Source organism: Streptomyces sp. Tu 3180 (assembly GCF_009852415.1).
Lineage (GTDB): Bacteria > Actinomycetota > Actinomycetes > Streptomycetales > Streptomycetaceae > Streptomyces.
Genome location: NZ_WOXS01000002.1, coordinates 7,452,294 through 7,473,247, shown reverse-complemented (window position 1 = coordinate 7,473,247; position 20,954 = coordinate 7,452,294). Strand labels below are relative to the sequence as shown.

Below are 20,954 nucleotides of genomic sequence, written 5' to 3'. Positions count from 1 at the left end.
GGCCCGCACCCCGGCAGCCACCAGACCGCCCTCCGCGCCAACGTGCAGGAACGCGCCCGGTGGAGAACCTCACGCCCACGACACCCGGGTAGAACCGGCCGGCCGCCGCCGGGCAACGCCGTCAAGGCATGGCACCCGACAGGCACGTCACAGCAGCGACGCGACGTCAGCCACAATCGGCACAGGCTCCGAGCAGCGGGGCCCGCGGAGCCGTCACGTCCCGGCCGGCGAGGCCAAGGCCGCGGCACCGACCGCGGGCGGGGCTGGCCGTCTGCCAGCGGAGTGGTGGAATACAGGGTGGATCACTTGGCCTCGCAGCCCATGACGTCACCGTCCCCGTCAAGGCGGTCCGGGTCGTCGGGAGCCGCCCCAGCAGCGACCTGAGCAGTCCGCATCGGGAACACCAGCGGGAGACTCGTCCGGGAGATCCCGGAGGTCCGGTCGTGCCGGGGTGTCAGGGGCAGGGGAGCAGGCGAGTCGTTCAACTGCCTCTTTTGGGCACCACCAGCTGGCGAGCTCGTTTGTTTCCCCCGCATCTGCTGCGGCTGCGGCAGCCGTGGGAGCGGCGGCCCCGCCGCTTGCCCTCCCCGAGTCGACCGGGTCTCATGTGCCGTGCGTGGCTTGCACGCGGCGACACAGGGCACCCGACATGCGCGGATCGGCGTCCGCCGCGGGCACAGGGGCGGTGAGTCGGCGGTGGCCGTCCGCTCGGATGACACAGGGAGACACGTGACGGTCGGCATCGGGGCACATGCGTCAGGGCTGCGGAGGGCCGGATGACGGCCGGGGCGACGAAGGCGGTGCGGCTGGTCGCGGAAGCCGCGGCGGGCACCCCCGGCGAGGAGGTTCCCCGGCGGGTGTGCGCGGCGGTGTGCGAGGGGCTCGGCGTGGACGGTGCCACCTTGTCGTTGCTCACCGACACGCCCTCCCGCCAGCTGCTCGCCGCGTCGGACGATGCCGCCCTGCTGCTGGAGGAGATCCAGTTCACGGTGCTGGAGGGGCCCTGCATCAGTGCCGCGCGGACCGGCGAGCCCGTGGCCGTGGACGACCTGGGGCAGGAACTGACGCCCTGGCCGCTGTTCGGGGCGATGGCGCGCGAGAAGCTCCCGGAAGTGGGCTCGGTGTACGCGCTCCCCCTGTTCTTCGGCGACTACGTCCTCGGGTCGGTGGACCTGCTGTCGACACGGCCCCGCGCTCTCGATGAGGACGCCCTGGAGCAGGCGTCCCACGTGGCCGACGCGGTGACGGCAGCGCTCATGCCCACCCGCGAGATGCTGCTCACGGGGAACGACGCCCCGGCGTGGGAGCCGGAGCAGGTGGTCCGTGCCCACTGGTTCGACACCTGGCGTGCCGTCGGAGCCCTGGCGGCCCGACGGCGGATCAGCCCTGAGGACGCCCTCGCCCTCATGCGCGCCGAGGCCCTCCGCACCGGCAGGTCATTGCCGGACATCACCACGGACGTCCTGCGCGGCCCGCCCGGTACGTCGTAGGCGCGCGGGTCCAGAGCAACTGCTCGGGCGCCCGTCAGCAGGTCGTTCTCCCGGACAGCTGCCAGGGACAGCGTCCTGGAGCCGACCTGCCCGAGGCGGCGGCGCCGGACACGACGACCAAGGTCGGCGTTGGACTCCAGCAGGGCATTGACCTGTCAAGGCGTGGTCATGCCGGTCCGTCCTGGCCACCGATTCGCCGCGCTAGGACCCGCGCTTCCCGCTGATCGCGTCGACGAGCTCTTCCTTGCGCATGTCGTGAACACCGCTGAGGCCCTTGTCGCGGGCCATGTCGCGCAGCTCGTCCATGTTCATCTCGCGGAGTTGCTCCTCGGAGACCTCCTGGGACGCCTCGGACGTTCCAGACGTCTCTGCCCCGCCGCCCATGGAGGCTCCGGCAGGCGTCGTCGCGCTGGGCGGGGACGCGGGGTACCCCTCGCCGGCGTCGCTCGAGCCCATCTGCTCGGCCAGCCGACCCAGCAGCTGTTCCGTCTCGCGGCACTCCTTCGCGGACAGCTCGAAGTACGGAGTGCCCTTGAACTCCTCGGCAGCGTCCGCGCTCGCGCGCAGGACGGTGCGGGTCGTCTCGATGATCGCCATCGTCGTCGGCGCGTCGTATCCCGTCTGGCGGGCCAGGATCCGGGCCGCGACCGTACACAGGTCGGTGCAGTCGTTGTCCAGGCGCACGCACTTGATGGACATCACGATCTTTTCCGGGTCCTGCTCGGCGGCGGCCGCGTCGGCGCAGGTCAGGCAGACGCCGGCGCACTCGTACAGCTTGTCGACCGCCTCGCCCAGCATTTTGGGCGGCATCCCGGTCTCGGCGGGGTAGGCGTCGAGCAGCTTCTCGACCAAGGACATGGCATCCTCCGCACATCAGGGGCGGGGTCGGAAATGCCCGTTTCGCGTGATTCGCGCCACGGGTACCCGCACCTGCGCTCGCCACCCACTCCGATGGCGTTGCAGCCGGCTGCGGATCTCGCCGGTACTTTGCGCGGCCCCTGTGCCGGCCCGGGCGACACGGAAGAGATTGGCGGCACAGTGGGGATCCTCCCGCCCACCGGCGCCCACCGGGACGCCGACCGCCGAGCGACCGGTGGGTGAAGGCGGTCCTACCGGGTACTCGCCAGGGCGTGATCAAGCGCGCACTGTGGCAGGGACTGCTCGCCGGTACCGCCGGAGGCGTCGTGATGACCCTCGGCGAGAAGATCGAGCAGGCCGTCACCGGCCGGCCCGACTCCCATGTGCCCGCGCGGGTCCTGCAGCGGCGGACCGGTCTGCCCGAACGACCTGGCTCCCAGCCGCTGCCGGTCAACTGGGGCATGCACTACGGCCAGGCCGCCCTCCTCGGGGTGCTCCGGTCGGTCATGGCCCAGGCCGGACTGCGCGGACCGGTCGCCTCCGCCAAGTTCGCCGTCGTCCGCCTCACCAACGACCAGATCCTGGAGAACGCGACCGGCGTCGGCGCCCCACCGCAGAGCTGGCCCCGCAAGGAACTCGTCGTGGACCTGCTGCACAAGGCCGTTTACGCCTTCGCCACGGGTGCCGTCGCCGACGCCCTGGCCGCCCGCGGCGGCCCGGGCCCCGGACAGCGCCACGCCGCCGCCCGCCCCGGGCGCCACGCCCACGTCGGGCCCCTGTCCCGCAGGCACGGCTACGGGGCGTGAATCCGGCGGTCGTCACCGAACGGCGCGTCGGGAGCAGCCGTCCGGGCGGTGATAACGGGTGCCGCTCGTTCACCGCCGGCCGCTCCTGACGTCGCCCGTGGTCCGGGCGGGGGACGAACGCAGCCAGGCGGTGATCCATCCGGTCTGCATCGCGGCGTCGAGGAGGTACGTCGGCCGGATCCGCCCCTTGGGCACGTAGACAAGGTCGACGGCCAGCAGGGTGAGGGCGGTGCCCAGCCCGATGCGGCGGGCGTGGGCCGGACCTTGCGCGTCCCCGGCCGCCGCGAGCTGGGCGACGCCAGCGGAGGCGAGCAGTCCGCCCGTCGTCATCTGCAGCCACACGTCGGTCTTCGGGCCGAAGACCCACTCGAAGCTGCGCAGGTGCAGCAGGGGCCACAGTCCGCCCACGATGTTGAAGGCACCGTGCGCGACCGCGAGCGTGCGGGCGGGCTCCCGCACTCCGGTTCTGCTCAAGGGACATCCCTTCGTAGGCTCCGGCCGGGTACCCCCGCCCAGGCGCCCTCAGTCCGGGCCGAGTTCGGCCGTCGTCGTGACCCGGGTGGCGGAGGGGTTCCTCGGCGCCGAACCGAACCCGAAGCGCACGGGCGGCTCGACCGGTGCCATCGCCCCGAGGTCCGCGCCCCCGCAGTCGGCCGAGGCGGCACGGGTCGGCAGCAGGTCCCGGGCGCAGTACCACTCCCGGCGGCCCTGTCCGGCGCTGCCGCGGGTGCGCACGCCGGGCAGCAGCAAGCGGGCGGGCCGGTCCGTCAGCGCGCTCCGTGCCGGACGGCGGGCGAGCGCGCCGGGTACGGTCCGCAGGGCGATGCCCGGAGGCCCTCGCCGGCCGGTGGTGAAACGCAGGTCGAGTGGCCCGGCGGTGACGGTCCAGGCGTCGTCCGTGACACTCACCTCGACCGGGACGACACGGACCGTGTCGAAGACGTGGGTGCCGCTGATGAAGTCCGCTGTCTCCCGCGTGGGGGCCAGCAGCAGCCTGTCCCCGTCGGCCCGCTCCAGCATCACGTCGCTGAACGCTCCGAAGGGCGAGCCCTGCCGGTATCCCAGCACGATCCGTGTGCCGGAGGAGGTGCCCATGCCCGCGATCCAGCCGTCGAAGCGCACGCGCGGGCGTCGCGTGACGGCGCCGGAATTCGGGCGAGGGGTGTCAGGGAGGCTGGGAGACGTGCTCCGGGACGCACGGCCTGGAGGGCCCGAGCCGTACATGCCTGACTCCTTCCGAGAAGTGCACCAGGCGCTCACCGAGGGGGGCTTCCCGCAGGCCCGCCGCGGCGGTCAGCGTCTCCTCCAGTACATCGACGCCGGCGTCGGCCAGCGGCCACGGCTCGTGCTCGACGGGCGTCTCCCAGAGCATGCCGAGCCTGCGGGTGTACGCCCGCCAGCGCGAGGTCAGCCACACGTCCCGCTCCGTCGGCTCGATCGGGTCGCCAGGCCGGACGACCAGGCGGTAGGAGGCGTCACCGATCCATCGGGAACCGGAGTACGAGACGGTGTCCCCGTCCGTGGACACGCGGAGGGTGCCCGGGTTGTACGGTGCGCCGATGGCGCGGGCCGCCACCATCGGGGGGAAGGCGACCTCGATGGACAGGAACCAGAGCCCGTCCCGGCCGTCACGGTGGCGTACGTACGTGCGTAGGTTGGTCTCCGCGAACGTCGGCAGGCCGGGCAGCGAGACGGGAACGCCGGGTGGTCGCACGTCCGACATGACAAAGGGGGTGAGCCCCACCCAGGCGGCCTCCTCGTACTCGTCCACGACCAGTCCCCCGGGCAGGAGCGCCTGGACCGCGTCAGGCCGGAACGGCCAGTGGACGAACGTCTGCGTCAGCCAGCCTGCCCGCAGCGCCGGCAGGCGCACCCGCTGCTCTGCTCCGTATGCCACCACGGCCGTCGGGTCCCCCGCGCACGCTCGAAGGAAACCGACGGGGCCCGGCACGGCGGGCGGAACGGCGCCGACCAGATCATGAAGTGGGCCGGGACGCCGAGCGTCCGGGCGAAACCCTTCGCCCGGCTCAAGGAAGGTAGTAGGTCTGCCGCAGGAACGCGGCCGTGTCCCGCAGGGCCTGGGTATAGCCCGCCTTATAGCGCGCGTCGGTGTCGGTGCGCCGGCTTTCGGCCTCCGCCCACTGGTCGAGATGCAGGGCGATGTCCAGGTGGTTGCGGTAGAGCGTGCCGTGTTCGCCGTCGAGGGCCGCTCGTGCGCGCTCCTCGTCCCAGTCCTCCAGCTCGCCGGTATCGAAATCCAGCAGTTCCTCATCAGGCCGCTGCACGGTCTCCTCCTTCGTTCCCCTCAGGCCGAGGACGAGCAGCCCAGTCGTGCCTCCCAGGTACCCGTCATCGGATCCCCGTCGCGTCTGATGACCGGCTTCCAGACGACGGCCCTCTGATCGACATACGACAAGAAGTAGCGTCGCTTCTCCTCGGGCTCTGCCACCGCACCTGGCCGAGGCCGAGTGCGCGCGCTTCGGCCAGGACGGCTCCATCGGCATCGGACCCACTCCGCGCCCCGGTGATCGTCCCTCGGGAACAGGCAGTCCATGCCGCCCTGCCGCGGCGGGTCCTCGCCCGCCTGCTCTTGGCGTGGGGCCATTGCCGGGGTTCATCCGGCCTGGTCGGCCGTTTGCGGTATGCGCAGGTGGGGACCCGGCTGCGCATGACCACGACGCCACGCCGTCGGATGCGGCAGAACCGGGTCCTGTGGCTGCTGGACCGCATAGAACGAGACCCCTGGGCCGATGCGGTGATCGACGCGATCGGCCGGGGTGTGCGTGCCCTGCCGCTCGGTCGCGGCCGGGACGCGCTGCACGGAAGGTGGCTGGGCCACCCCGTGCATCCGCTGATGGTGCAGGTGCCGATCGGCAGCTGGCTGTCCGCGGCCCTGCTCGATCTACGGCCCGGCCGCTCCCGTGAAGCGGAAGTGCTCATCGGTGTCGGCCTGAGCGCCGCCGCCCCCGCGGCCCTGGCAGGCTGGGTCGACTGGGCGGAACTGCACCGCCAGCAAAAACGCGTGGGCCTGGTGCACGCCCTGAGCAACGTGACAGCCGTCGTGCTGTACGCCACCTCACTCACCTGCCGCCTCAAGGGACGCCACGCGGCCGGCCGAGCCTACGGCCTGCTCGGGCTGACGGCGGTCGGGCTCGGCGGCATGCTGGGCGGCCACCTGGCCTACCGTCAGGCATCCGGCGCCAACCACGCCGAAGAGGTGCCGTACGTGGTCACGGAGGGCTGGCACCGGATCGGGACCGTGGATGAATTCCCGGCCGGCCGGCCCGTGCGGCGCAGTGTGGGCGACGTACCGGTCCTGGTCGTGCGCGAAACCGGCGGCACCGTCCACGCTCTGGCCGACCGGTGCAGCCACCTCGCCGGACCACTGTCCGAGGGCACGATCGCCGACGGATGCGTCCAGTGCCCCTGGCACGGAAGCGTCTTCCGCCTCTCCGACGGCTGGAACGTACGCGGCCCCGCCACCGCTCCCCAACCCGCCTTCGACACTCGGATCACCGACGGCCACGTCGAGATACGCCTGCGCCAGGACGACCGGGCGGAGCACGCGGACAACAGCCGGGAGGCAGAGCGGCAACCGGGCGCAGCGGAGGAGGGCATGACCCATGGATCCCCTGGCCACCACGCCTGACACCACAGGTGACGCCGCAGCTGACAAGACGGCTGACAACCGCCTCGCACCTCGCCTGCGCGAGCTCGCCCGGCGCACCGGACGACGGTACTCCGCAGGGCACGACCGGCCGCTGGGCGGCTATCTCGCGGCCATGACGGGATTCGGGGCGTACACGGCGGCCTTGGCCACGGCGGTACGGCTGCGCGGGAGCCCCGTGCCCGACCGGCCCCAGCCTTGGGACGTGGTCCTGACCTCGGTCGCCACCTTCCGGCTCAGCAGGCTCTTGAGCAAGGCGTCCGTCACCAGTCCGCTGCGCGCGCCCTTCACGCGGTACGTCGGCCCGCAGGGCCCCGCCGAGCTGCACGAGGAGGCGGAGCCGGAGGGCGGCAGGGACACCGTCGGCGAGCTGGTGACCTGCCCGTTCTGCACGAGCGTCTGGGTGGTGTCCACCCTGACCGCCGGCCAGTTGCTGTGGCCGCGGGCAACCCGGACCGCCATGGGCGCGCTCGCGGCACTGGCCGGCGCGGACGCGCTGCAACTGGCGTACGGCGCACTGGTGAGCCGGACCACCGGGGACGACTGACCTGGCCCGCGGAGAGCCGGAGTGCAACGGTGCCCACGCCAGCCGCTGCACTCGCACTCCGTCACGACCTCTGTGCACAGAAGCCCCGCCGAGCCCCGGCGGGGCTTCGTCGTGGCACGGAGCCCGTAGGGAGGGGGCCTACAGGAAAGCGGACCGCAATGCGGCAAAGCCGTTGGGCTTTGCAGGGGTGAAGACTACGACTTGGTTGGTCGCGAAGAGTTCCCGGGCTGAGCAGGGCACCGGGCGGCCCAGGAGGACCATGCCATAGGTGCGGGTCAGCAAGCCGGACACCGTCCGACCCGATGCTGACCGTTTACTGACCCGGGGGCGGCAATCAGGGCTCTGACCTGCGAAAACACCCAAACGCTAGATCTTGGACTTGAACGTGGTACGCAACGTGAAGAAGCTCCCGGTCCATCCGCTCCCTGCCTGCTTCTTGCAGGTCAAGGGCATCGTCTGGAGATTACGACGCTTCGCTCGTCCGGTCAGCCGTTACCGGGTGTTCCAGGACTCACACCGACCCGTTGCCGGCTTTCCCGACGATCGGCCGGGTCGGTGCCGGGCCGTCCCGAGCCCTCGGCCCGTCCTCCTGCGAGGCCCGTCACCCGCGGCTGTGCGACCGGAGATCCGGGGGTACCCGGGCGGAAGGACTCCCGGAAGCGTCTCGGGGTCCGGCTGCGAGGAGGCTTCGTGACCCTGTACGTGAGAGCCGCGGTTGCCGCCGCCCGCGGGCGCGGGCCGCGTCGGCCGACGACCGGCCGAACGGGGATGCCATGACCGGGCGCACCGGGGGCACGTCGTCCCGGACGCCCGCGGGACCGCGTCACCGGATCGCCGAACTGCGCCGCATCGCCCGGGAGCGTTTCGGGTGGAGCGAGCTGGCTCCCGAGCAGACGGAGGCGATGGACGCACTGCTGGACGGCCGCGACGTGCTGGTGGTCATGCCCACCGGTTCGGGCAAGTCGGCGATCTATCAGGTGCCGACCGTCATGCTGGGCGGCCCCGCCGTCGTGGTGTCGCCGCTGATCTCCCTGCAGCGCGACCAGGTCGCCGGACTGCGGCAGAGCGCGGCGCCGGACGCCGTGGCCGTGAACTCCGCGCAGCCGGAGTCGGCCACCGAGGAGGGCTGGCGGGCCGTCCGGGAGGGCGATGCCGAGTACCTGTTCATGTCGCCGGAGCAGCTCGCCAAGGACAGTGTCCTGAAGAGGCTGCGTGGCCTGAACCCCTCGCTCTTCGTCGTCGACGAGGCCCACTGCGTCTCCACCTGGGGGCACGACTTCCGTCCCGACTACCTGAGCCTGGGAGAGGCCGCCGACCGGCTGGGCCGCCCACCGGTGCTGGCGCTGACGGCAACGGCCGCGACCCCGGTCCGGGCCGACATCCTCGAGCACCTCCACATGCACGACGCCGAGGTCGTGAGCACGGGGACCGACCGGCCCAACATCCACCTGGACGTGCGCACCTTCACCGACGACGACGGCAAACGCGCCGCCGTCTCGCACTGGACGGCCGGAGCAGACGGCCCGGGCATCCTGTACACGGCCACCCGCAAGGACGCCGAGACCTATGCGGCGCGACTGCGGCGGGACGGCGTCGAGGCCGAGGCCTACCACGCCGGGATGAAGGCGGCGGACAGGCGCCGGATCCAGGACGGTTTCATGGCCGGCCGTCCTGCCGTGGTGGTGGCCACCTCGGCGTTCGGGATGGGCATCGACAAACCCGACGTACGGTTCGTCGCCCACGCGTCCGTCCCGGAGTCCCTGGACTCGTACTACCAGGAGATCGGACGCGCCGGCCGGGACGGGGGGCCCGCCCGTGCGGTGCTGTTCTACCGCCCCGAGGACCTGGGGCTCCAGAGATTCCTCACCGCCCGGGCGCTGAACACCGAAGAACTGAAGAAGATCATGACCGTACTGCTCGGCCAGGACGTCCCGCAGAGCCGCACCCGGGTGGCGCAGCTGTCCGGACTGTCCCGCCGCAAGACCACGGACCTGCTCAACCTGCTGGAAGAGGCCGGAGCGGTGACCTGCGAAGGCAGGCGCCGCACGGTCCGGGCGTCTGCCGGTCGTACGGCGGACGACGCCGCCGAAGGAGCGGCGGAGGTGTTCGAGCGGCGCCGCCGGATGGACCGTTCACGCATCGAGATGATGCGCGGCTACGCGGAGACGCAGTCGTGCCGCCGCCAGTACCTGCTGGGCTACTTCGGCGAGCAGCTCGACCGGCCCTGCGGGCGGTGCGACCTGTGCCGGCGGGACCGGGACGGCCGCACCGGGACCACGCGCCGGGAGCCCGCCCGCACCCCTGGGGACCGTGTTCCCTACGAGCCGAACGACAGGGTCCGCCATGCCGAATGGGGTGAGGGCACGGTCATGCGCATCGAGGAGGACCGCGTCGTGGTGCTGTTCGAGCAGGTCGGCTACAAGACGCTGTCCCTGGCGGCCGTGGCGGAACACGGCCTGCTGACCGGCGCCTGATCCGCACCGGACGGCCGGCTCCGCCACCGCGGCGGAACCGGCCGTCGGCGTCATGGCGCGAGGACGGGGTACACGTGTTCGACCTGTGGTGGAGCCGCGAAGTGCGGTCCGGCCAGGGCCCGCCACCTGGCGAAGCCCTGGGAGCCGCGGAAGGCGACGGTGTGGTGCTCGACCGTCTCCCACCGGACCATGAGCCGGTAGCGCGTGGGGTGTTCGACGCTGCGGTGCAGGTCGGCCCCCTCGCAGCCGTCGGCCTCGAGGAAGAGGGGCAGGGCCTTCGCGACGGCCTCCTCGAACTCCTTCTCCCGGCCCGGGTGGATCTCGATCTGGGCGATCTCGGTGATCACGGTGGTGTTCCTGCTCCTGGGTCGTGTCGGTGTCAGTCGCGGGTCCCGGCGGCGGCCTTGCCGTGCTCGGCGTCGACACGCGCGGTGACGCCGGTCTCGACGAGGGTGCGGGTGGCGTCGACGGAGGCGTAGATCCACAGGATCCGCATGGGTTCGGTGGCGGAGGCGTTGCGGAAGCGGTGGGGGGTGCCGGCGGGGACGTAGGTGGTGTCGAAGCGGGTGACGCGGTGTTCGGTGCCGTCGATCTCCACGACGGCGTCGCCTTCGAGGACGGTCACGCTCTCGGGGCAGTTGTGGGTGTGCAGGGCGATACCGGCGCCGCCCTCGAAGAGGGTCTGCCCGGTGAGGAAGACCTCGGCGCCGACGGCCCGGGTGACCAGGGGGACGGTGCGGGCGCCGCCGCCGCGGCTGAAGGAGGTCAGTTCGGCCGGGCGCAGGACGGCGGGCGGGAAGGAGGCGGAACAGGGCTCGTCGGTGGGGTGGTTCACGGCGTTCTCCGTGCAGAGGGGGACTGGGGGGGCGGTCAGGCGGCCGGGCCGTCGCCGCGACACGTCACGGACCCGGTGGACCGCACCGGGACGGAGTGCGGCCCACCCGGCACGAGGAGACCCGCGAGGCGTCGCGCGCGGCTCAGGTGACGCTGATGGCACCGGTGACGACGGCGAAGAGGATGTAGGCGGCGGAGACGAGGACGCCCCAGCGCAGGGCGTGCCGCTGGAAGTCGCCCAGCTCGGCCTTGACCAGTCCGAGGAGGACCCAGAGCGGGGCGCTGGTGGGGCCCATCATGTGGAGGATCTGGCCGATGGCGCCGGCGCGGGCGATCTCGTTGGGACTGATGCCGTAGTGCGCGGCGGACTCCGCGAGCACGGGGACGACGCCGAACCAGTAGCCGTCGTTGGACATGAAGAACCCGAGCGGCAGGGCGAGCACGGCGGTGAACAGCGGGATGACGTCGCCCCAGCCCTCGGGGACGACGGCGAGGGCCGCGTCGGCCATGGCCTTGATCATGCCGGAGTCGGTCATGATGCCGGTGAAGACGCCCGCGGCCAGGACGAGGATCATCACCGGGACGGCGTTGGCGGCCTGGCGCTTGATGAGGTCCTGCTGGTCGCCGATGGAGCGGACGTTGACGAGCAGGGCGATGACGAACGCCACCATGAACAGGACGAGCAGGTCGGCGACCTCGAGGATCAGCAGGACCATCAGCAGCAGGGTGAGGGCGGCGTTGAACCACATGCGCCAGCCGACCTCGACCGGCTCGAACGCCTCACCGGAGGCGATCTCCAGCTTGTAGGCGGCGAGCTTCTCACCGTCGAGCTTGTGGCGCTCGCGCAGGCCGAGCCAGTAGGCGACGGCGACGATGGCCAGGCCGGTGAGGGCCATGGGGCCGATCATGTGGACGAAGTACTCGGTGGCGCTCAGGTGCAGGACGCTGATGCCGCGGGTGGCGGCGCCGCCCCAGGGGGTGGTGCCGGAGATGGTGCCCAGCGCCATGGCCGCCAGCGTCGCCAGGATGAGGGGGTTGATGCCCAGGCGCCGGTAGATGGGCAGGAAGGCGGAGCAGACGATCATGTAGCTGGTGGTGCCGTCGCCGTCGAGGGCGACCAGCAGGGAGAGCACGGCGGTGCCGACCACGATGCGGACCGGGTCGCCCTTGGAGGCCCGGACGATGGCCTGGACGATCGGCTCGAAGAGTTTGGCCTCCATCATCAGGCCGAAGTAGAGGACGGCGAACAGCAGCAGGGCGGCGGTGGGCGCGACGGTCTCCAGGCCGTTCACGATCATGTCGCCGAGTTCCGTGCCCTTGCCCGCGACGAGGGCGGCGGCGATCGGGGTGAGCATGATGGCGGTGAACGCGGAGAGGTGCTTGCGCATCACGAGCAGCATGAAGCTGCCCAGGGTGGCGAAGCCGAGGACGGCGAGCATCGTTGCTCCTTGGGGCAGGGCTGTGGGCCGCCGGTCGGACGGCGGCGCAGGGCGGCGCGCGGGTCAGTGCGTGTCGGGCTGAAAGGCGACCGGCAGCGCACACGGGGCCGTACTCGGCTGGTGCGTCGGGTCGGTCATGGTACGTGCGGTTCCTGTACGGCGGCTCGGGGCGCACGATCGCGGCGGGCAAGGGCCTACTGAGAACGTCAGAGGTGCGCCAGGCATGGCGGGGGCTTCCGAGGCGGCTGACGGAGGTGGACGAAGGCGCTTCACACGCGCCGAACCTCCGGACAACCGGTTTACCGGATTGCCGGTAGGTAACTAGAATCCGGCCATCGCGTCAATACCGAAGTGAGGAAATCGATGGCCGAACTCGCCAGGATCACGGTCGAGCCGCGCGAGCCGCTGGCCGCCGAGGTCTCCCGCCGCCTGATCGACTACCTGATGTCCGGCGAGGTCCAGCCCGGCGACCGCATCCCCTCCGAGCGGCAGCTGACCGAGATGCTCGGAGTGAACCGGCCCACCGTGCGGGAGGCGATCAAGTCGCTCGGGTTCCTCGGCCTGCTGGAGATCCGGCAGTCCAGCGGGACGTACTTCCGCGGCGCCGACTCCGACGTGCTCTACCGCTTGTTCGAGCTGGGACTGGTCCTCGGGGAACGAGGCGCCCGCGACATGGTGCAGGCCCGCGCCGAACTGGAGGTGATCGTCGCCGGCCTGGCCGCCCAGGCGCGCGACGAGGCGGGCGTCGAACTGCTGCGGGCCCGGCTGACGGCGATGCGGGAGTGCCCGGACGACGAGTTCCCCGAGGCCGACACCGCCTTCCACGCCGCCCTCGGCGAGCTGGCCGGCAACACGGTGCTGCGCGACATGCTCAAGGGCATGCGCGCGATGATCCAGCGCGGCTGGGTGGAGCGCACCGGCGCCGTGCGGTCCCGCGAGGTGGCCTACGCCGACCACGTGCCGATCTACGAGGCGGTGGCCGAGGGCGATGCCGCCGCCGCCCGAACGGCGATGGCCCGGCACATGGAGGGCGCCTCCCGCCGCCTGATGGAGGCGCTCGAACAGCGCGAGGCGTAGCGGGACACCACGGGCCGCCGGACCGGCGCCGGCAGCCCGTGGGCTCCTCGCCGACACAACCGGTTGACCGGTTTACCGGTTCGGCCTACAGTGGCGGCACGGCACACCACGCAACGCTGCCGCCCCCCATCTCGGGCGCTGCCTTCCCGCTGTCACGGACGTTCCTCCGCCGACCGGAGCAGGCCCGCGGTCGGGACCCTTGCCGGTCCCCGCCTACCGGAAGAGGTAAGAACCCCGGTGATCGAACCCCGACCTCTGGTCGCCATGATCCACGCCGTGCCGACCGCGCACCGCATCGCCGAAGAGGCGTTCGCGCGGGAGTTCCCGCACGCCACGGTCTGGAACGTGCTGGACGACCGCCTCCTGGACGACGTCCGTGCGGCCGGCGGACTCACCGACGCGCTGCGCCGGCGCATGCTCCGCCTGATCGGCCACGTGATGGACGGCGGCGCCCAGGCCCTGCTGCTGACCTGCTCCTCCTACGGCGAGGTCGTGGACACCGCCCGCGCCCTGTGGGACGTGCCCGCCCTCAAGTCCGACGAGGCGATGTTCAGGGCCGCCCTGGCCGGCCCGTACCGGCGTATCGCCGTGGTCGCCTCCACCCCGCCCGCCGTTCCGGCCGCCGTCGCCCAGCTCGAAGCGCTCGTCCCGGCGGTCCGTCCGGACCGTCCGCTCGACATCGTGACCGCCCTGAGCGAGGAAGCCGCCGCGGCGGACGACGCCGAAGCCACCGCCCGCCACCTGGCCGACGCCCTGCACGCCGCCCGGGGGGCCGACGCCGACGCGGTCCTGCTGGCGCAGTACTCGCTCACCCCCGCCCGCGACGCCCTGGCCGGCCTGGTGGGTGTGCCGGTGCTGGACGGTGCGGGCGCCGCCGCACGCGAACTGCGCGGCCTGCTCACCCCCGGCGGACAGCCGGCGCCTCCGGCCGCGGCGGTCGCGCCGTGACGGCGGGGCTGCCCTGGCCGCTGGCCTACACCGTCTCGGGCGACGACTGCTCCTCGCCGATGCCGCTCGGCTTCACCGCACCGCTCACCGAAGCCCTCCGCCGACTGGCCGAGCTGGGCTACGACGGGGTGGAGGTGCAGGTCCGGGAGACCGGTGCGCGGGACGCCGGGGCACTGGCGCGGACGGTGGAGGCCGCCGGGCTGAAGGTGCTGGGCATCGGCACCGGTCCGGTCGCCGCACAGGACCGTCTGACGCTGACCGACCCGTCGCCCGACGTACGCCGTCACGCCCTGTCCCGCCTGCTGGGCGCCGCCCGTCTGGCCGGTGAACTCGGTGTCCCGGTCACCCTGGGCCAGACCCGCGGCACCTTCCTGCCGGGTCTCGAGGACATGCAGCGCCTGTGGGCCGAACGCGCCGTGCGGCACCTGGCCGACGAAGCGGCCGGCCACGGCAGCCGGCTGCTGCTGGAACCCCAGTCACGCGCCCACACCTCGCTGTGGCGCACCCCGGCCGAAGCCCTCGCCCTCATCGACTTGCTCGACGCTCCGGCCGGACTGGTGCTGGACACTCACCACCTCGACGCCGAAGGCGTCGACGCCGTCCGTGCGGTCACGGACCACGCCCGCGTCACCGGCTGCCTCCAGCTCGCCGCACCCGCCACCCGCGGCCCCCTGGCCGTCGGCGACCCCCGGCTGCCCGCCCTGCTCACCGCGCTGCGCGCAGGGGGCTTCACCGGCTGGCTGACCCTGGAACACACCCAGGACGGCGACAGCCCCGAAGCCGCCGCCCGCTCCCGGACCGCGCTCACCGACGCCGCGGCCGTCCTGTCCTGACCCTCCTCCCCCACCCCCTGTTCTGAGAGGAACCCGCACCATGAGCAGCACGACCTACCGCCTCGGCGTCCTCGAGGGCGACGGCATCGGCCCCGAGATCGTCCCCTCCTCCGTCGAGATCGCCACCGCCGCCGCCCGGGCCGCCGGCGTCTCCGTCGACTGGGTGACCCTGCCGCTGGGCGCCGCCGCCATCGAGACCCACGGCACCCCCGTCCCCGAGGAGACCAAAGAGGCCCTCGCCGGCCTGGACGGCTGGTACCTCGGCCCGCACGACTCCGTGTCCTACCCCGAGCCGCACAAGTCCGCGCTCAACCCCTCGGGCACCCTGCGCAAGCACTTCCAGCTCTTCGCCAACATCCGCCCCGCCAAGTCCTTCCCCGGCGCCAAGGCGGTCTGCGACGACGCCGACCTCGTCATCGTCCGCGAGAACACCGAGGGCTTCTACGCCGACCGCAACACCTTCGCCGGCACCGGCGAGTTCATGCCCACCCCCGACACCGCGATCATGCTGGGCATCATCACCCGCGAGGCCACCGAGCGCGTCGCCCGCGTCGCCTTCGACCTGGCCCGCTCGCGCCGCAAGAAGCTCACCATCGTCCACAAGGCCAACGTCCTCAAGCTCACCACCGGCCTGTTCCGCACGGTCTGCCAGGAAGTCGCGAAGGACTACCCGGACGTGACGGTGGACGACTTCCACATCGACGCCATGACCGTCCACCTGGTGCGCCGTGCCCGGGACTTCGACGTCATCGTCACCGAGAACATGTTCGGCGACATCCTCTCCGACCTGGCCGGCGAGATCTCCGGCTCGCTGGGCACCGCCCCGTCCATCAACGCCTCCGCCACCACCGCCATGGCCCAGGCCTCCCACGGCTCCGCCCCCGACATCGCCGGGCGGAACGCCGCCAACCCGGTCGCCATGATCCTCTCCGGCGCGATGCTCTTCGAGTGGCTCGCCGCCAAGCACGGCGACGACAGGCTCGCCACCGTCGCGAAGACCATCGAGAAGGGCGTGGCCGACGCCATCGCCGCCGGCACCTCCACCCGCGACCTCGGCGGCTCGGCCTCCACCACCGAGTTCACCGCCGCCGTCATCAAGGCCATCGGCGCCGGCCAGAACTGACTCCCTCACTCCGGGGCGGGTGACTCCCCCGCCCGCCCCGGTCCCCCATGCTCCGCCCGCACGCCCGAGGAGAAACCCCCGACCATGACCCTGCGCATCGGCTGCACAGCCGACGACTTCACCGGCGGCACCGACGTCGCCGCGGCCTTCCGGCGTGCGGGCCTGCGCACCGCCCTGGTCTTCGGTACCCCGGACGACACCACCGTGCTCCCGGCGGACTGCGACGCCGCCGTGGTCGCCCTCAAGTCCCGGTCCACGCCCGCCGACGAGGCGGTCGCCGACTCCCTCGCCGCCCAGCGCTGGCTGTGGTCCAAGGGCGCGGCTCAGGTCTACTTCAAGTACTGCTCCACCTTCGACTCCACCCCGCACGGCAACATCGGCCCGGTCACCGACGCCCTCCTGGACGCCGCCGGCGCCACGGTCACCCTGCACTGCCCGGCCTCCCCGCCCAACGGCCGCACCGTCTACCAGGGCCACCTCTTCGTCCACGACCAACTGCTGTCCGACTCACCGCTGCGCCACCACCCCCTCAACCCCATGACGGACTCCGCCCTGGTGCGCCTGCTGTCCGCGCAGACCCGCCACCCGGTGGGCCTGATCGACTGGACCACCGTGCGCCGCGGGGTCGAGGCCGTGCGCGACGCCGTGACCGCCCACCAGCAGGCCGGTGTCCGGCACGTCGTCGCCGACGCCCTGACCGACGACGACCTCGCCGTCCTGGGCGCCGCCGCCCTCGAACTGCCGGTCGTCGCCGGCGCCGCCGGTCTCGCCGAAGGGCTCGGACACGCCTACCCCGCCGCCGGTCCGGCCACCGCCGAACCCTGGCCCGGCGAAGGCCGGGCCGCCGTCCTGGCGGGCAGCTGCTCGGCCCGCACGCTCGAGCAGATCGCCCAGTTCTACGCCGCCGGCCTGCCCTCCCTCCACCTCGACGTCCTCGCCGCCGCCACCGGCCGCGACGTCACGGGTGAGGCGCTGGCCTGGTACGACGAGCAGGACCCCGCTCTCCCCGTGCTGATCTACGCCTCCGCCTCACCGGAGGAACTGGCCGCAGTGCAGGCCCAGTTGGGTGTCGCCGAGGCCGCCGCGCAGGTCGAGGACCTCCTCGGCGCGCTCGCCTCCCACCTCGTCGGGCGCGGCGTGCGACGCCTGCTCGTCGCGGGCGGGGAGACCTCGGGCGCCGTCACCACCGCGCTCGGCATCCGTGCCGTCCTGGTCGGCGAGGAGGCCGACCCCGGTGTGCCGTGGACCTACGCCACCACCCGGCACGGCGACCTCGCCCTCATGCTCAAGTCCGGCAACTTCGGCGCACCCGACCTGTTCACCCGCGCCCTCGCCCCTTCCACCGAGGAGGTCGAGTGACCTCCTGCACCGACGAATCGGCCGCGCGCAGGCTCATCGTCCGCACCGCCCGCTCCCTGTTCACGCGCGGCCTGACCCACGGCTCCACCGGCAACCTGTCCGTCCGCCTGGCCGACGGCAGCCTGCTGCTCACGCCCACCGGGTCCAGTCTCGGCACGGTCGAGGAGGCCGACCTGTCGCGCACCGGCCTGCACGGCGAACACCTCGACGGGCCGCGCCCCACCAAGGAGGCGTTCCTGCACGCCGCCTTCTACCGGGCCCGGCCGACCGCCCACGCGGTCGTGCACCTGCACTCCACCCACGCCGCGGCGGTCTCCTGCCTCGACGGCGTGGACCCCGCCGACGCGCTGCCCCCGCTCACCGCCTACTACGCCATGCGCGTCGGCACCCTTCCCCTCCTGCCCTACCACCCCCCCGGCGACAGCAGCCTGGAACCGCTCGCCGAGGAGACGGCCCGCACCCACCACGCCGTCCTCCTCGCCAACCACGGGCCCGTCGTCGCCGGCGCGTCCCTGGAGCAGGCCGCCGACGCGATCGAGGAACTGGAGGAGACGGCCAAGCTGCACCTCCTCCTGCGCGGACACGCCGTCCGTCCCCTCACCCCCGAGCAGGCTGCCGCGCTCGCTCCCCCCTCCCCCTGACGGCCGGATGAGCAGCGGGCGCGGCAGCCCCGAACGAAGGAGCACCACCATGCCCGAGACGGTCACCCCCGTCCCCACCGCCGACCTCGTCGACCGGTACGGCACCGACCTGCGCGTCTGCGACCTGCAGTTCCGCCGGTTCGGCGCCCACCGGGGCTTCGCCGGCCGCGTGCGCACCGTCTCCTGCCACGAGGACAACGGCCTGCTGCGCGACCTGCTGCGCACGCCGGGCGACGGCGCCGTCCTGGTCGTCGACGGCGGCGGCTCCCTGCGCACCGCCCTGGTCGGCGACCTCATCGCCGGTGCCGCCCAGGACAACGGCTGGGCCGGCCTGGTCCTGCACGGCGCCGTCCGCGACAGCGCCGCCCTCGCCGGTCTCCGGCTCGGCATCAAGGCGCTGGGCACCATCCCCCGCAAGAGCGCCAAGGACGCCGCCGGAGCCGTCGACGTCCCCGTCACCTTCGGCGGCGTCACCTTCCGCCCCGGCGACGTCCTGCACGCCGACGACGACGGCGTCGCGCTCCTCCCCGACCGCGCCTGACCACACGATGGGGCACCCAGTGGTTCTGAAAACCTTCGGCTGGTCGTTCGCGGTCACCGCGCTCGGCCTGGTCGCAGCGGTTCTCTTCGGGGGGTGGACCGCCTTCGGCATCGTGGCGATCCTTTCCATCCTCGAGATCTCGCTGTCCTTCGACAACGCGGTGGTCAACGCCGGCATCCTGAAGAAGATGAATGCCTTCTGGCAGAAGATCTTCCTCACCATCGGCATTCTGATCGCCGTCTTCGGCATGCGGCTGGTCTTCCCCGTCGTGATCGTCGCCGTCAGTGCCCAGCTCGGCCCGATCGAGGCGGTCGACCTCGCGCTCAGTGACAAGGACCGCTACCAGGAACTCGTCACCGACGCCCACCCGGCGATCGCCGCGTTCGGTGGCATGTTCCTGCTGATGATCTTCCTCGACTTCATCTTCGAGGACCGGGACATCAAGTGGCTCGGCCGGCTGGAGCGCCCGCTGGCCAAGCTCGGCAAGGTCGACATGCTGTCGGTCTGCATCGCGCTGATCTTCCTGATGATCTCCGCCATGGCCTTCGCCACCCACGCCCACCAGCACGGCGGCGCGCACGTCGACAAGTCCTCCACCGTCCTGCTCGCCGGCGTCGCGGGCCTGATCACCTACATGATCGTGGGCGGCCTCTCCGGCTACTTCGAGGACAAGCTCGAGGAGGAGGAGGAACGCGAGCACGAGCAGGAGGAGCAGGCCGAGCGCTCCGGCAAGCCCCGCTCGGCGGTGGCCCTGGCCGGCAAGGCCGCGTTCTTCATGTTCCTCTACCTGGAGGTCCTGGACGCCTCCTTCTCCTTCGACGGCGTGATCGGCGCCTTCGCCATCACCAACGACATCGTGCTGATGGCGCTCGGCCTGGGCATCGGCGCCATGTACGTGCGGTCGCTGACGGTGTACCTGGTCCGCCAGGGCACCCTGGACGACTACGTCTACCTGGAGCACGGCGCGCACTACGCCATCGGCGCCCTGGCGATGATCCTGCTGGTCACCATCCGGTACGAGATCAACGAGATCATCACCGGCCTCATCGGCGTGGTCCTGATCGGCGCCTCCTTCTGGTCCTCCGTCCGCCGCAACAGGGCACTGGCGGCGGCCGAGGGCGAGGACGAGCGGGCCGGGGCGGCTTCCGCGGCCTGACGGATTCAACGGGCACGAACTCCCGTCCCGGCCGAAGCCGTGCGTCGCGGGCCGGATGAGCGGCCGTCCCGCCGCCGAGTCGGAAGGCGGTCTTCGGTCTCGCGGACCGTCAGGTGATCCGGCCCGGCGGCGGCCGCCCCGGCCGGCACGGCATGGCCGGAGAAGCCGTCCCGCAGTACGTGTCCCTTTCGGACCGCGACGGCTGAGGCGACGCGCAGACCGGCGCCCGTGGTGACGACTTGGCTGTGGTGGAACACCAGGTCGGCCGGCTTCGCGTCGGTTACGGACACGTCGTGAGCCCGTGCGCGCCTTCGGCGAGTGGCAGAACGACCGGCCCTGTCGGGGCCGGCCACGTGTCGCGGCCGGCGGTGCCGAAGCCGTCGAGGCCGCAGAAGGCGTCGCAGGTGCGGGTGGCGGTCACGATGTCCTCCCGGGTGCGCGTGAGCGCATGGGGGACGGGCAGACCGGAGATCACCGCCGGACTCGCCCTCGGCCGCCGGAGCCACCCGGCATGCGGTCGGAGCCGCGAGACGGCCTCCACGGCGGCTTCCGGGCCTGCCGGTCCGCGCGGGCCGGATGCCGCCGTGCGAGGCCCCGCGAGGTGAGGGTGCCGGGTCGTTCGTCCCCCGAGCGAGCCGTTCGGGCGGGGCCGGGCCGGGCCGGGCACCTGGATCCCATGAGCGACGACGCAGACCGCATCCGGCTGGTGCAGACCGTGCTCGACAGCACCGACGTCCGCAGGCTCGCCGGGTTCTACCGGTCCCTGCTGGGGCTCGACTACGCCGAGGGGGACGAGCCGCCTCCGGCCGGGCAGCCGGACGAGCACGGCAGGGACTGGCTCGTGCCGCGCAACCCCGACGGCGTCCCGCAGCTCGCCTTCCAGCAGGTGAAGCGCCTGCGCGAACCGGACTGGCCGGACGGCCCGGTGCCCCAGCAGCTGCACCTCGACCTGAGCGTCACCTCGCCGGAGGAGCTGCGGAACCAGCACGAGCGCGTGCTCGCCCTCGGCGGCAGCCTGCTCAGCGACCGGGACCGACCGGACCCCGACGACGGGGAGCGCTTCCGTGTCTACCGGGATCCCGAGGGCCACCCGTTCTGCATCTTCGTCGCGGAGCGGAACGAGTAGGACCGTGCCGGTGTGGTGAGGCGGACGTCGGCCCG

22 protein-coding genes are annotated in these 20,954 nt (G+C 72.4%); 14 read left to right on the top strand and 8 right to left on the bottom strand.

The window, feature by feature from the left end:
• Positions 1–776 precede the first annotated feature (776 nt).
• On the top strand, positions 777–1,490 hold the full coding sequence (locus GL259_RS33900) for a GAF and ANTAR domain-containing protein (RefSeq protein WP_159537107.1): 714 nt from the start codon (positions 777–779) through the stop codon (positions 1,488–1,490).
• 201 nt (positions 1,491–1,691) lie between these two features.
• On the opposite strand, the gene GL259_RS33895 is transcribed toward GL259_RS33900, so the two are convergent.
• Positions 1,692–2,348: a Rho termination factor N-terminal domain-containing protein gene (locus tag GL259_RS33895; protein WP_159537105.1), complete on the bottom strand. Its 657-nt coding sequence runs from the start codon at positions 2,346–2,348 to the stop codon at positions 1,692–1,694.
• Positions 2,349–2,620: 272 nt separating this feature from the next.
• Here GL259_RS33895 and GL259_RS33890 point away from each other — a divergent pair, with 272 nt between their 5' ends.
• Entirely contained in the window at positions 2,621–3,154 is a 534-nt protein-coding gene (locus GL259_RS33890; RefSeq protein WP_159537103.1) for a hypothetical protein, read from the top strand.
• Positions 3,155–3,223: 69 nt separating this feature from the next.
• Here GL259_RS33890 and GL259_RS33885 read toward each other — a convergent pair whose 3' ends face one another.
• From GL259_RS33885 to GL259_RS33870, 4 genes are all read right to left on the bottom strand, one after another.
• Complete coding sequence (locus tag GL259_RS33885; RefSeq protein ID WP_159537101.1) at positions 3,224–3,628, bottom strand: hypothetical protein; 405 nt, start codon at positions 3,626–3,628, stop codon at positions 3,224–3,226.
• A gap of 48 nt (positions 3,629–3,676) precedes the next feature.
• The gene (locus GL259_RS33880) at positions 3,677–4,249 is read right to left on the bottom strand and encodes a hypothetical protein (RefSeq protein ID WP_243762472.1); all 573 of its coding nucleotides are present in this window, start codon (positions 4,247–4,249) and stop codon (positions 3,677–3,679) included.
• A gap of 70 nt (positions 4,250–4,319) precedes the next feature.
• Positions 4,320–5,054 carry a DUF2071 domain-containing protein gene (locus tag GL259_RS33875; RefSeq protein WP_159537097.1) on the bottom strand — a complete coding sequence of 245 codons (735 nt, stop codon included), beginning with the start codon at positions 5,052–5,054 and terminating at the stop codon, positions 4,320–4,322.
• 127 nt (positions 5,055–5,181) lie between these two features.
• Positions 5,182–5,439 carry a hypothetical protein gene (locus GL259_RS33870; protein ID WP_099965329.1) on the bottom strand — a complete coding sequence of 86 codons (258 nt, stop codon included), beginning with the start codon at positions 5,437–5,439 and terminating at the stop codon, positions 5,182–5,184.
• Positions 5,440–5,846: 407 nt separating this feature from the next.
• On the opposite strand from GL259_RS33870, the gene GL259_RS33865 reads away from it, so the two are divergent.
• The 3 genes from GL259_RS33865 to GL259_RS33855 all read left to right on the top strand — a co-directional run bounded on the left by GL259_RS33865 (position 5,847) and on the right by GL259_RS33855 (position 9,842).
• On the top strand, positions 5,847–6,803 hold the full coding sequence (locus GL259_RS33865) for a Rieske (2Fe-2S) protein (protein WP_159539192.1): 957 nt from the start codon (positions 5,847–5,849) through the stop codon (positions 6,801–6,803).
• Positions 6,778–7,368 carry a DUF1360 domain-containing protein gene (locus GL259_RS33860; protein WP_159537095.1) on the top strand — a complete coding sequence of 197 codons (591 nt, stop codon included), beginning with the start codon at positions 6,778–6,780 and terminating at the stop codon, positions 7,366–7,368. The genes GL259_RS33865 and GL259_RS33860 overlap by 26 nt, the downstream gene beginning before the upstream one ends.
• Positions 7,369–8,141: 773 nt before the next feature.
• A complete protein-coding gene (locus GL259_RS33855) occupies positions 8,142–9,842 on the top strand; it encodes a RecQ family ATP-dependent DNA helicase (RefSeq protein WP_159537093.1) in 1,701 nt (566 codons plus the stop codon).
• A 50-nt stretch (positions 9,843–9,892) separates the two neighbouring features.
• Here GL259_RS33855 and GL259_RS33850 read toward each other — a convergent pair whose 3' ends face one another.
• From GL259_RS33850 to GL259_RS33840, 3 genes are all read right to left on the bottom strand, one after another.
• On the bottom strand, positions 9,893–10,189 hold the full coding sequence (locus tag GL259_RS33850; RefSeq protein ID WP_159537091.1) for an antibiotic biosynthesis monooxygenase family protein: 297 nt from the start codon (positions 10,187–10,189) through the stop codon (positions 9,893–9,895).
• A 32-nt stretch (positions 10,190–10,221) separates the two neighbouring features.
• Positions 10,222–10,677 (bottom strand): cupin domain-containing protein, encoded by a 456-nt coding sequence (locus GL259_RS33845; protein WP_159537089.1) that lies wholly within the window; start codon positions 10,675–10,677, stop codon positions 10,222–10,224.
• Positions 10,678–10,819: 142 nt separating this feature from the next.
• On the bottom strand, positions 10,820–12,115 hold the full coding sequence (locus tag GL259_RS33840; protein ID WP_159537087.1) for a citrate:proton symporter: 1,296 nt from the start codon (positions 12,113–12,115) through the stop codon (positions 10,820–10,822).
• A gap of 363 nt (positions 12,116–12,478) precedes the next feature.
• On the opposite strand from GL259_RS33840, the gene GL259_RS33835 reads away from it, so the two are divergent.
• The 9 genes from GL259_RS33835 to GL259_RS33795 all read left to right on the top strand — a co-directional run bounded on the left by GL259_RS33835 (position 12,479) and on the right by GL259_RS33795 (position 20,919).
• Positions 12,479–13,192: an FCD domain-containing protein gene (locus GL259_RS33835; RefSeq protein WP_159537085.1), complete on the top strand. Its 714-nt coding sequence runs from the start codon at positions 12,479–12,481 to the stop codon at positions 13,190–13,192.
• 237 nt (positions 13,193–13,429) lie between these two features.
• Positions 13,430–14,140, top strand: coding sequence for an aspartate/glutamate racemase family protein (locus GL259_RS33830; RefSeq protein WP_159537083.1), 711 nt, complete (start codon positions 13,430–13,432; stop codon positions 14,138–14,140).
• Positions 14,137–14,973 carry a sugar phosphate isomerase/epimerase family protein gene (locus GL259_RS33825; protein WP_243762471.1) on the top strand — a complete coding sequence of 279 codons (837 nt, stop codon included), beginning with the start codon at positions 14,137–14,139 and terminating at the stop codon, positions 14,971–14,973. The genes GL259_RS33830 and GL259_RS33825 overlap by 4 nt, the downstream gene beginning before the upstream one ends.
• A 40-nt stretch (positions 14,974–15,013) precedes the next feature.
• On the top strand, positions 15,014–16,096 hold the full coding sequence (locus tag GL259_RS33820; RefSeq protein WP_166461594.1) for an isocitrate/isopropylmalate dehydrogenase family protein: 1,083 nt from the start codon (positions 15,014–15,016) through the stop codon (positions 16,094–16,096).
• Between the two features lie 84 nt (positions 16,097–16,180).
• Entirely contained in the window at positions 16,181–17,455 is a 1,275-nt protein-coding gene (gene otnK / locus GL259_RS33815) for a 3-oxo-tetronate kinase (protein ID WP_159537081.1), read from the top strand.
• Entirely contained in the window at positions 17,452–18,096 is a 645-nt protein-coding gene (gene otnC, locus GL259_RS33810; protein WP_159537079.1) for a 3-oxo-tetronate 4-phosphate decarboxylase, read from the top strand. The genes otnK and otnC overlap by 4 nt, the downstream gene beginning before the upstream one ends.
• A 49-nt stretch (positions 18,097–18,145) precedes the next feature.
• Complete coding sequence (gene rraA / locus GL259_RS33805; protein ID WP_159537077.1) at positions 18,146–18,637, top strand: ribonuclease E activity regulator RraA; 492 nt, start codon at positions 18,146–18,148, stop codon at positions 18,635–18,637.
• Positions 18,638–18,656: 19 nt separating this feature from the next.
• Positions 18,657–19,793 (top strand): DUF475 domain-containing protein, encoded by a 1,137-nt coding sequence (locus tag GL259_RS33800; protein WP_159537075.1) that lies wholly within the window; start codon positions 18,657–18,659, stop codon positions 19,791–19,793.
• Positions 19,794–20,469: 676 nt separating this feature from the next.
• On the top strand, positions 20,470–20,919 hold the full coding sequence (locus GL259_RS33795; protein WP_159537073.1) for a VOC family protein: 450 nt from the start codon (positions 20,470–20,472) through the stop codon (positions 20,917–20,919).
• The last annotated feature ends 35 nt before the right edge of the window (positions 20,920–20,954 follow it).